This window comes from Actinokineospora sp. (assembly GCF_050699995.1).
Classification (GTDB): Bacteria; Actinomycetota; Actinomycetes; order Mycobacteriales; family Pseudonocardiaceae; genus Actinokineospora.
In genome coordinates, this window is sequence record NZ_JBOHGC010000601.1 from 1 (window position 1) to 10,949 (window position 10,949).

Annotated in this window: 8 protein-coding genes; all 8 read right to left on the reverse strand. The window is 70.7% G+C overall.

Annotated features, from left to right (window positions below; genetic code table 11):
- Window positions 1–30 precede the first annotated feature (30 nt).
- Window positions 31–438 carry a VOC family protein gene (locus ACRDSQ_RS28965; RefSeq protein WP_431425411.1) on the reverse strand — a complete coding sequence of 136 codons (408 nt, stop codon included), beginning with the start codon at window positions 436–438 and terminating at the stop codon, window positions 31–33.
- Window positions 435–1,019 carry a dihydrofolate reductase family protein gene (locus tag ACRDSQ_RS28970; RefSeq protein ID WP_431425413.1) on the reverse strand — a complete coding sequence of 195 codons (585 nt, stop codon included), beginning with the start codon at window positions 1,017–1,019 and terminating at the stop codon, window positions 435–437. The genes ACRDSQ_RS28965 and ACRDSQ_RS28970 overlap by 4 nt, the downstream gene beginning before the upstream one ends.
- Window positions 1,020–1,039: 20 nt before the next feature.
- The gene (locus ACRDSQ_RS28975) at window positions 1,040–1,714 is read right to left on the reverse strand and encodes a hypothetical protein (RefSeq protein ID WP_431425414.1); all 675 of its coding nucleotides are present in this window, start codon (window positions 1,712–1,714) and stop codon (window positions 1,040–1,042) included.
- Window positions 1,715–1,764: 50 nt separating this feature from the next.
- A complete protein-coding gene (locus tag ACRDSQ_RS28980; protein ID WP_431425416.1) occupies window positions 1,765–2,385 on the reverse strand; it encodes a hypothetical protein in 621 nt (206 codons plus the stop codon).
- A 291-nt stretch (window positions 2,386–2,676) separates the two neighbouring features.
- Window positions 2,677–4,407, reverse strand: a complete 1,731-nt coding sequence (gene treZ / locus ACRDSQ_RS28985; protein WP_431425417.1) for a malto-oligosyltrehalose trehalohydrolase — start codon at window positions 4,405–4,407, stop codon at window positions 2,677–2,679.
- Complete coding sequence (treY, locus tag ACRDSQ_RS28990) at window positions 4,404–6,662, reverse strand: malto-oligosyltrehalose synthase (protein ID WP_431425419.1); 2,259 nt, start codon at window positions 6,660–6,662, stop codon at window positions 4,404–4,406. The genes treZ and treY overlap by 4 nt, the downstream gene beginning before the upstream one ends.
- Window positions 6,659–8,833, reverse strand: a complete 2,175-nt coding sequence (gene glgX, locus ACRDSQ_RS28995) for a glycogen debranching protein GlgX (protein ID WP_431425421.1) — start codon at window positions 8,831–8,833, stop codon at window positions 6,659–6,661. Before glgX ends, treY begins: the two co-directional genes overlap by 4 nt.
- A gap of 58 nt (window positions 8,834–8,891) precedes the next feature.
- Window positions 8,892–10,856, reverse strand: coding sequence for a 4-alpha-glucanotransferase (gene malQ / locus ACRDSQ_RS29000; RefSeq protein ID WP_431425423.1), 1,965 nt, complete (start codon window positions 10,854–10,856; stop codon window positions 8,892–8,894).
- Window positions 10,857–10,949 lie beyond the last annotated feature (93 nt).

The following is a 10,949-nucleotide window of genomic DNA, read 5'->3' on the forward strand; positions in this document are numbered from 1 at the left end:
GTGTCCCACCGCCCCCGATTCCGTTATGTGTCAGGCGAAGTCGGCCGCGGTGAGGCCGTCGGGATGCCCCGGCGGCCACTGCACCAACTCGATCCGGTAGCCGTCCGGGTCGCTGAGCCACGACACCATCGGGCCGTCCGGGCCACCCGGATATTCCAGTGGCCCTGGCTCCAGGCCTGCTTCGACCAGCCGCTCCCGGGTGTCCGCCAACGCGTCCACCTGGATCGCGAGGTGGTCGAAACCGCCCACGTCGACCGGGCCCGCGCCGGGGCGGTAGACCAGTTCGAGCGTGGCGAACGGCTCATCGGGAAACTTGAGGATCGCGAGGCAGTTGTCCTCGCCCCCGACTCGGCCCAGTTCGACGTACCCGAGGGCGGTGTAGAAGTCGAGCGAGCGCTCCAGGTCGGTGACCCGGTACCCGACGAGGATCGTCTTCACTCGGCCTCGCCCTGGCGGTGCACGCGGTAGCGCAGGTGCGTGACGTCGCGGTCCTCAAGCCTGCGGACGAGGTCGAGTTCGATGTGGTCACCGCCGAGGTGGTCGAACAGCCTCCGGCCTTCGCCCAGCAGCACCGGAACCAGGTGGATCTCCAACTCGTCCATCAGCCCGGCTCGAAGCAATGCCTGGGCCGCGCCCGCCCCGTGGACCATGATCGGGCGGTCGCCCGAGGCCGCGCGAGCCTCGCGGGTGCACTCCTCGACGTCGGTGACGAAGTTGGTGTTGTCCGACACCACGTCACCGTCGTCCACGTGGTGGGTGAGGACGTAGATCGGCACCCCGTCGTGGTGGTCGCCCTGCCAGCGCCCGGCGAGTTCGAAGGTCCGGCGGCCGGAGATCACCGCGCCGGTGGACAACGCCTCGCGGTAGACCTGTCCGCTCGGGCCGTCGGATTCCCGGTCGTCGAGCCAGTTGAACAGCCGCCCGCCGTCGCGTCCGAGCTCCTGGCCCGGCCGGTCGTCCGGACCCGCGATGTAGCCGTCGAGCGACATCGACATGTACAGCCGAATGGGATTGTTCATCCTGCCCCCAGTCTTCTTGATCAACCTACGGGATACCTGATTTCCTGGATGTCCTCGGCGAGGTCGTCCAGGGTGATCTCACTGTTCAACGCCTTGACCACGGCCGCGGTGAGCGGGCGCAGGGCGAAGATGTGGCGGACCGCGGCGAAGTCCACCGGCCGCTCGTAGTAGTCCGCGGCCCAGTCCTGGAACGCCACCGCCGAGCGGTCGGCCAGCAGCTGGAAGAGGAAGCCTGCGCCATCCGGGTCGCCCGGGTCGTCGTCCTCGGATTCGGGGAACTCGATCGTCCCCGTCCGCCACCCGTCGTCGCCGGTTTCCCGCCAGAGGCAGGCGGTGACGACCGGGATGCCGTCCTCGTCGGCGAACGCCGGTTCCTCGACTTGCGGCCGGAACGCCTCGGGGACCTCGTCGAGCACCCCCGGCCACACCGTGTCCGCTTCGTACGGGCTCATGAGCGACTCGTGCGCGAAGCCGCGGATGTACGCGCCCGCGGGGGAGAAGACGACCGCGTACTCATCGCCCGCGCCGTTGCGCATCAACGCGGCTTCCTCGGTCTCGGACCACCGCGCGTCGAACGAGTGGTAGCGGAAGGTCCCTTCCGGTTCGAGTACGGCGTCCACCATCGCCATGGCGCGGCAGTGGTCGCGGAGGACGGCGATCTCGGGCAGCTGCCGAGCGATGTCGTGAACGGTCACCCGCACATCCAAGCAACCGTGTGCGGGCGATGTCTCCTGGACGGCGGAATTCAGACCATCTCGGGCACCCGCAGGTGCGCCAGCGCCAGTTCGAACTCGACGACCTCGAGGATCTCGACCCCGGCCTCCTCAGCGCTCGCCATGCGGAGCGTGTCCGCCTGGGTGCGCGCGCGTTCCATGGCCTCAGGGCTGTCGTAGGTGACAGAGGAGACCGCGATGCCTTCGTCGCGGTCGATGAGCAGGCTCGCGCTGCAGAACCCGTCGAACTCCTCCATGGCGGGCAGTGCGGTCATCTTGTAGGTCTGAATGGCCTGATCGGCTTGGGCGGCGTCGAACCGGATCCAGGTGGCCCGGACACAGGCGCCGGACCGCGAGGTGTGGTCGCGGTGCAGGACGGCGATCTCCCACTCGTCGACCTGTGGGCGGGCGCCCAGGACCTCGGCGGCCTGCTCCCGCAACGTGCGCAGCTTCGGCTCGCTGGTGCGCATCGCCTCTTCGGTCTCCCACGCGGTGGTCGCGATGCAGCGGCCGGATTGTCGGTCGGCCAGGAACGAGATGCCGACGAACCCGTCGAGGTCGCGCAGCGTGGGAATGACCTGGTCGCGGATGTTGGCGATGCCCGCGTCGATGTTCTGGGGGTGGCCCTGCACTGTGGTGGATCGTGCGAACACGGTCGGTTCCTTTCCGGCCGGGGCAGCGCCCCGATGGCGCCACCGGTCGCGCTCCACTGTCGTCCGCTATCCCCGATCCGGCAATTTGAGGACCCTTCGCCTCCCACTGCCATATTCTTCCTTATCCATATTCACTATTGACTATCAAGATATCGGAGAGAAGTCGAAGGTGATGGGCGAGCGTTGAGAGGGCGAACAAAACGCCCGGAAGTGAGGGGGCAGGGCGGACAAAAACGCCTGGGAGGGAGGGGGTGGCGTTGTCCATTGGAGGTTCGTGGGGTCTCCGGTCTGTCAGAAGATGGCGAAGGTCTCCGGTGGGATGTGGAGACGGGTGCCGGTCATCTCCGGGTCGGCGCTCGACAGCAGGATCGGGCCAGGGGGGCGGTCGAGGACGACCTCGGCCTGCGTCGTGCCCAGATTGACCACCACTCGCCGGTCGCCTCGATGCAGGATCAGGCAGTCGCCTTGGATGTCGACGCGGAAGCGGTCGAGCCGGGGGTCGGCTAGTTCCGGGTGCGTCCGCCGCAGCGCGATCAGGGCCCGGTAGGTGTCGTACACCGACTTGTGGGCCGGGTCGTGCAGCTCGCCCCACGGCAGCGTCGAGCGGATCACAGTGGCGATGTCCATCGGGTCCGGGACGTTCTGCTCGCCCCAGCCGTGTTCGGCGAACTCCTTGCGGCGGCCGTCGCGGACGGCGGCGGCCAGGTCCGGGTCCTCGAAGGAGGCGAAGAACTGCCACGGCGAGGTGGCGGCCCACTCCTCGCCCATGAAGATCATCGGCGTGTACGGGGAGCACAGCACCATGGCCGCGCCGCACAGCATGCGGTCGTGGGAGATGGTGGCGGTCATCCGGTCGCCTTGGGCGCGGTTGCCGATCTGGTCGTGGTTCTGCAGGTAGCAGAGGAACCGATGGCCGGACGTGCGCCGCGGGTCGATCGGTCTGCCGTGGGTTCGGCCGCGGAACGACGACCAGGTGCCCGCGTGGAAGAACGCTTCCCGCAGCGTCTTGGTCAGTGCGCCGGGTTTGCCGAAGTCGGTGTAGTAGCCGTCGGTCTCGCCGGTGAGGGCGACGTGCAGCGCGTGGTGCAGGTCGTCGCACCACTGGGCTTGCAACCCGTACCCGCCCGCGTCGCGGGAGGTGACGAGTTTCGGATCATTGAGGTCGGACTCCGCGATCAGGTGCAGCGGCCTGCGCAGCCCCGCGGCGAGCGCGTCGACCTCGCCCGCGAGTTCCTCCAGCAGGTGGGTGGCGCCTTTGTCGACCAGCGCGTGCACCGCGTCGAGCCGCAGGCCGTCGAGGTGGAAGTCGCGCAGCCAGCCCAGGGCGTTGTCGATCACGTAGCGGCGAACCTCGTCGGAGTCCGGGCCGTCGAGGTTCAGCGCCGGTCCCCAGATGGTGCGCCCGGCGAAGTACGGCCCGAACCGGTCCAGGTAGGCGCCCGAGGGGCCTAGATGGTTGTAGACGACATCGAGGAACACCCCGAGTCCGCGCGCGTGAGAGGCGTCGACGAACCGCTTGAACGCCGTCGGCCCGCCGTAGTGCTGGTGGACCGCGCCCCAGAGGACGCCGTCGTACCCCCAGCCCGCGGTGCCGTCGAACGCGTTGACCGGCAGCACCTCGACGAAGTCCACCCCGAGGTCGACCAGGTGGTCGAGGTGCTCCAGGGCGGCGTTGAACGTGCCCTGCTCGGTGAAGGTGCCGATGTGCAACTCGTAGACGACCCCGCCCGCCAGCGGCCTGCCCGCCCACCCCTGGTCTGTCCAGGTGAACGCCTCGTGCGAGTACCGCCGCGACGGCCCGTGCACGCCCGCGGGTTGCCACAGCGACCGCGGATCGGGCAGTGCCTTGTCGTCGTCATCGAGGAGGAACGCGTAGTCGGTTCCGTCCCCGGTGCCGGGCACGTCTACGTGCCACCAGCCGCGGTCGTCGCGGCTCATGTCGTGGGTGTTGGGGCCGAGGGCGAGTCGGACGCGGTCACGGTGCGGCGCCCACACGGAGAAGTGTTCGTCGGGGCGGGTCACCGCACGTCCTCTCGGTGCAGAAGTGCGACGGGGTAGGTGGACAGCAGATCTCCCAGCGGCGCAACGGGATCAGCGAACTCCCGGCCGGTCAGCAGGTCAGTCCATCGGCCGGTGCCCGCCGGGAGGGCGAGCACGGTGTCCCGCCAGCCGCCGTCGTGGGTCAGGGTCAGCGGGAGTCGGGTGGCTACCGCGACGAGGTCGGGGCGGCGGGTGAATGCCAGTGCGTGGGCGGCGGCGGCACCGTCGGCGTACAGCGGGCGGTATCCGGTGAACAGCTCGGGCCTTGACCGCCGCAGGCGCAGGACCGTGCGGACGACGTGCAGCTTGGCCGCCCCCGTGTCGTCCACCGGAGGCAGCCGGCCGGACTCCAGTCGGTCCAGCATTCCGGTCCGCGCCTCGAAGTCGACCGGGCGTCGGTTGTCTGGGTCCACAAGGGACAGCTCGAACAACTCCGTGCCCTGGTACACATCCGGCACACCCGGCCCGGCAAGCTGCAGCAGCTTCTGCCCGAGCGCGTTGGACCACCCCGGCAGCCGGATCCGCTCGACGAACTCCGCCACCTCCGGCCCCAGTTCGGCTCGGGCCTTGGCGGGCCACGCGCGCACCGCCGCCTCGAACTCGTCGTCGTGCTCCACCCACGACGTTCGGACCTTCGCTTCCTTCGCCGCCTTGTCCAGGTACGCCGACAGTCGCTCCGGCGCGATCGGCCACGCGCCCACCAAGGACTGCCACGCCAACAGCTCCAGCGTCGGCTCGGGTAGCCCGCACCGCGCGGACCACCGGTGCACCGCGTCGGCGAACTCGCCGGGGATCTCCGCGAGCACGGCGAGGCGGGCGCGCACGTCCTCCGAGCGCTTGGTGTCGTGCGTCGACAGGGTGGTCATCCCGGCGGGCCACCCGGCCTCGCGGGCCGCCGCGCCCGCGTGGAACTCGGCGGGGGAGACGCCGAAGCGGTCCGGGGCGCCGCCGACCTCGTTGAGCGCGGTGAGCCGGGGGTAGCGGTAGAACGCCGTGTCCTCATCCCCCTTGGCCACGACCATGCCGGACGTCTGCTGGATCCTCGTCGCCAGTTCCCCGCCGGGGTCGGCCCGGACGGTGCGGTCCAGGATGTCGATCGCCGACGCCAGGTCCGGCCGCACCTTCCGCGCCCGCTCGACCGCCGCCGTCCAGTGCCCCGCCCCCTCCGGCAGGTACGACCGGTACACCGGGAACGCCACCATCAGCTCCGCGACCGCGTCGACCGGCACCCCTGCGGCGAGGGCGGCGATCCGCCGCATCTCGGCCACCAGCGAACGAGAGGTGATCAGCCTGCGGCACCGTTCTTCCTCGGCGTGGAAGTCGATCCCGCCGAACTTCGCCGCCAGTTCGGTCAGCGGCTCCTCGCCCGCCGCGTCGACGAACACCCCGCACACCTCGCGCAGCGTGTCGTAACCGGTCGTGCCGTGGACCGGCCAGGACGCGGGCAGCGACTCGCCCGCCGCCAGGATCTTCTCCACGACCAGCCAGCAGTCCGTCCGCGCCCGCAGCGCCCGCAGGTAGCCACCAGGATCGGCCAGGCCGTCCGGGTGGTCGATGCGCAGCCCGTCGACCTCGCCCGCCGCCACCCATCGCAGCACCTCGGCGTGGGTCCCCTCGAACACCTCCGGCAGTTCGACCCGGACCGCCGCCAGCGAGGTCACATCGAAGAACCGCCGGTAGGTGAGCTCCGCGTTGCCGCGCCGCCAGTCCACCAGCCGGTAATGCTGCCGCTCGTGCACCTCGGCCGCGCTGCCGCGGCCGGTTCCGGGCGCGATCGGGAACTCGTGCTCGTGGTAGGCCAGCCTGCCGTCGCGAACTTCGAGGACAGGGTCGTCGCCCAGCACCGGCAGCAGGATCGGGCCCGCGGCGAAGTCGATGTCGAACCAGCCCGCGTACCGGGACTCCGGGCCGTGCTCCAGCACGTCCCACCACCACGGGTTCGTGGACGGCACCTCCACGGACATGTGGTTGGGCACCAAGTCCAGCACGATGCCCAGACCCGCGGCGCGGGCGGCGGACACGAGCCGCCTGCGGGCGTCCTCCCCGCCAAGCTCGGGGTTGGCCTTGGTCGGGTCGACCACGTCGTACCCGTGGGTGGAGCCGGGCGCGGCCGCCAGCAGCGGCGACGTGTACACGGCGCCGACGCCCAGGCGCTCCAAGTAGGGCACCAGTTCGGCGGTGGCGTCGAGATCGAACCCCGGCCGGACCTGCACCCGGTAGGTGGACGTGGGGATCACGGCTGGGCCTCCGTGCGCTGCAGCACGAGCAGCGACCGGGCCTTGGCGTTGACGCCCTCGCCCGCGGCGAACGTCCGCGCCGTGGTGGGCCGGTCGCCCGCGACCACGCCGAGGACGGTCCCCTCGCCGGACTCGCTGAACACCTCGCCGCTCGCGGTGTCGAGCACGACGCTCCACTCGGTCCCGTAGCTCGTGTCGGGGATGGTCATCTCGATGTCGTCGTCGTGGGCGTTGAAGCACAGCAGGAACGAGTCGTCGCGCACCCGGCTGCCGCGCTTGTCGAGGTCGCCGATCGCGTCGCCGTTGAGGAAGACCATGATCGAGCGCCCGAATCCGGATTCCCAGTCCTGCTCGGACACCTCCTCGGCCGACGGGGTGAACCAGGCGATGTCGCGCAGCTCGTCGCCCTTGCGGATCGGGCGGCCGGCGAAGAACCGGCGGCGGCGGAACACCGGGTGGTTGCGCCGCAGCCCGATGACGGCCTTGGTGAAGTCCAGCAGGTCGGTGTTCTGCTCCACCAGCGACCAGTCCACCCACGACAACTCGTTGTCCTGGCAGTAGCCGTTGTTGTTGCCCTGCTGCGTGCGGCCGAGTTCGTCGCCGTGCAGCAGCATCGGGGTGCCTTGGGAGAGCAGCAAAGTGGCCAGCAGGTTGCGCCGCTGCCGGGCGCGCAGGTCGTTGACCTTCTCGTCCTCCGTCGGGCCCTCGGCGCCGCAGTTCCACGAGCGGTTGTCGTCGGCGCCGTCGCGGTTGTCCTCGCCGTTGGCCTCGTTGTGCTTCTCGTTGTAGGACACCAGGTCGTTGAGGGTGAACCCGTCGTGCGCGGTGACGAAGTTGATCGACGCGTAGGGCCTGCGGCCGTCGTCCTGGTAGAGGTCCGACGAGCCGGTGATGCGGGAGGCGAACTCGCCGAGCGTCGACGGCTCACCGCGCCAGAAGTCGCGCACGGTGTCGCGGTACTTCCCGTTCCACTCCGTCCACAGTGGAGGGAAGTTGCCGACCTGGTAGCCGCCTGGGCCGACGTCCCACGGCTCCGCGATCAGCTTGACCTGGCTGATCACCGGGTCCTGCTGCACCAGGTCGAAGAAGGTGGCCAGCCGGTCGACGTCGTAGAACTCGCGGGCCAGGGTGGCGGCGAGGTCGAAGCGGAACCCGTCGACCCGCATCTCGGTCACCCAGTAGCGCAGCGAGTCCATGATCAGCTGCAGGGTGTGCGACGGGCGCACGTTCAGCGAGTTTCCGGTGCCCGTGTAGTCCATGTAGTAGCGGCGGTCGTCGTCGACGAGCCGGTAGTAGGTCTCGTTGTCGATGCCGCGCAGCGACAGCGTCGGGCCGAGGTGGTTGCCCTCAGCGGTGTGGTTGTAGACCACGTCCAGGATCACTTCGATGTTCGCCTCATGCAGGGCGCGGACCATCGCCTTGAACTCCTGGACCTGGCTGCCCGGCGTGCCGAGCTTCAAGGCGTACCCGTCGTGCGGGGCCAGGTACGCGATGGTGTTGTAGCCCCAGTAGTTGCGCAGGCCGCGCTCGGTGAGCCCGTGGTCGTGGAGGAACTCGTGCACCGGCATCAGCTCGACCGCGGTGACCCCGAGACCGGTCAGGTAGTCGATCATCACCGGGTGCCCGAGCGCCGAGTAGGTGCCGCGCAGCTGCTCGGGGATCTCCGGGTGCAGCATCGTCAGCCCGCGCACGTGCGCCTCGTAGATGACCGACTCGTTGTAGGGCGTCTTCGGGGCGCGGTCGTTGGCCCAGTCGAAGAACGGGTTGACCACCACGCCGCGGAACGTGTGCGCAGCGGAATCGGCGTCGTTGTACCCGTCCGGGTCGCCGAACGGGTAGCCGAACACCGACTCGTCCCAGTCGACGCCGCCCGCGACGGCCTTGGCGTAGGGGTCGAGCAGCAGCTTGTGCGGGTTGCAGCGCTTGCCGCCCGCCGGGTCGTGCGGACCGTGGACGCGGAAGCCGTACTCCTGGCCGGGGCCGACGGCGGGGAGGTAGCCGTGCCAGACGAAACCGTCGACCTCCGGCAGGCCGATCCGGGACTCCTTGCCCGAGGAGTCGAACAGGCACAGCTCGACCCACTCGGCCACCTCGGAGAACAGCGCGAAGTTGGTGCCCGCGCCGTCATAGGTGGCGCCGAGCGGGTAGGGGGAACCTGGCCAAGCCTGCACGCGCACTCCTCGTTGATCGAACATCCGGCGCCGACGGTGGGAGTCGACCTCCACAGTGCTACCGCCTCTCGGGCCGCTCCGCAGGTCGGGCGGTGCGCAGGGCGGCAACCGAACGGGTGAGGAGGGGGTGTTCGAGCAGCTCATCGACCGTGACCGGCAGCGGAATCCGCCAGTTGGGGTATTCGTCGACGGTGCCGGGCAGGTTGGGCTGGCGCGGCTCGCCGATGGCGTCCTGCGGGGAGATGAGGAGCAGCCTGCCGGCCGCGGTCGCCAGCAGCGCGTGCAGGGCGGCGACCAGGTCGTCCTCGTCGGGGTCGGATGGGAGCAGGCCGTGTTCGTCGAGTTCGGCGAGTAGTTCGGCCCGGTCGTGCGCGGCGCGGCTCGCCTCGGCTTCCGGGTCGTCGAGGTGGCCCAGTTCGGTCCGCACCCGCACGTTCTCGCCGCGCAGGAAGCCCGCCGCGGTCGGCAGGTCGTGGGTGGAGATGCTGGCCATCGCCTCGGTCGACCAGCGGCTAGGCGCGAGCAGCGGCGCACCGGGCGCGTCCTCGTCGCGTTGGAACCACAGGACCGCGGAACTCAGCACGCCCCGCTCGCGCAGCGTCTCGGTCACCTCGTCGGGCACGGTGCCGAGGTCCTCGCCGACCACGATGGCGTTCGCCCGGTGGGCTTCCAGGGCGAGCACACCGAGCAGCGCGTCGGCGTCGTAGCGGACGTAGGTGCCCTCGCTCGCCGGGCGGCCCGGCGGAATCCACCACAGCCGCCACAGGCCCGCGACGTGGTCGACGCGAATCCCGTCGGCGTGGGCGAGGACGCTGCCGATGACGTCACGGAACGGCTGGTACCCGGCGGCGGCCAGCCTGTCAGGCCGCCACGGGGGCAGGTTCCAGTCCTGGCCCTGCCTGCTGAACGCGTCGGGCGGGGCGCCGACGGTGACCTCGGAGGCCAGCACGTCCTGCAGCGCCCAGGCGTCGGCGCCCGCGGGGTCGACGCCCACGGGCAGGTCGTGCACGATTCCGACGCCGAGACCGGCGGCACGACCCGCGGCGCGGACGTCGGCGAGCTGTTGGCCGCACAACCGCTGCACCCAGGTGTGGAAGCCGACCCGGTCGGCCAGGTCCCGGCGGGCGGCGGCGACGGCGGCGCTGTCCGGGTGGCGCAGGTCGGCGGGCCAGGTCCGCCAGTCGGCGCCGTGGTGTTCGGCCAATGCGCAGAAGGTCGCGAAGTCGTCGAGCGCGGGATCGGGACGCCGGTCGGGTGCGTGCCGCCACAGCAGTTCCAGGGCCGCGAGCTTCGCCTTCCACACGCCGTCGTAGTCGATCAGCTCGGCGCCCGCGGGTGGGGTGAGCGCGGCGACCTCGGCACGCACCTCGGGCGGCGCCTGGCGGAACGCGTCGAGGTCGGTGATCGGGAGGTACAGGGGGTTGGCGAACCGGCGGCTCGACGGCGAGTACGGCGAGCGCTGCAGCGGCGTGACCGGGGTGATAGCTTGCACCGGGTTGACCAGGACCACCCCGGCGCCCAGCCGCGCCGATCCGGTGATCAGCGCGCGCAGGTCGGCGAGGTCGCCGATTCCCCACGAACGCGCCGAGTGCAGCGCGTAGAGCTGCACCATCCATCCCCACGCCGGGGGGACGGGCGGCAGCTTGGCGGGCGCGACGATCACCGTGACCTGGCGGTCGCCGATGGCCAGGGTGTGGGTGCCGAGCGGCAGGTCGGGCGGGAGGCGGTCGCGGACCGCGCGGGTGTCACCGTCCTCGGTGGTGAGGACACCGGCGGCGCCGATGGCGGGGGAGTCCCCGGCGCGCAGCACGAGCGGGTCCGGCACCGTCGCCCGGTCCCGCCGGGCCCGTGCGTCGGCCAGCTCGGCCCGGATCGAGGCGGGGCGGCCCGCGTCGACACCGAGTTGGGCGAGCACGTCCACCACGACGTCGTCGGCGATGTCGACCCGCCGCCGTTCGGTGTCCTCGTACCAAGTCGCCACGCCGTGGGCGTCGGCCAGGTCGCGCAGGTCGGCGTCGGCCAAGGTAGGCCCCTCCTCGTCGGTGTCCCTCAGCACCGTAAACCGACGCACCTGATCCCGCCGGGGGCCGAGCTCGAGACGCGGTGAGGGGTCGTC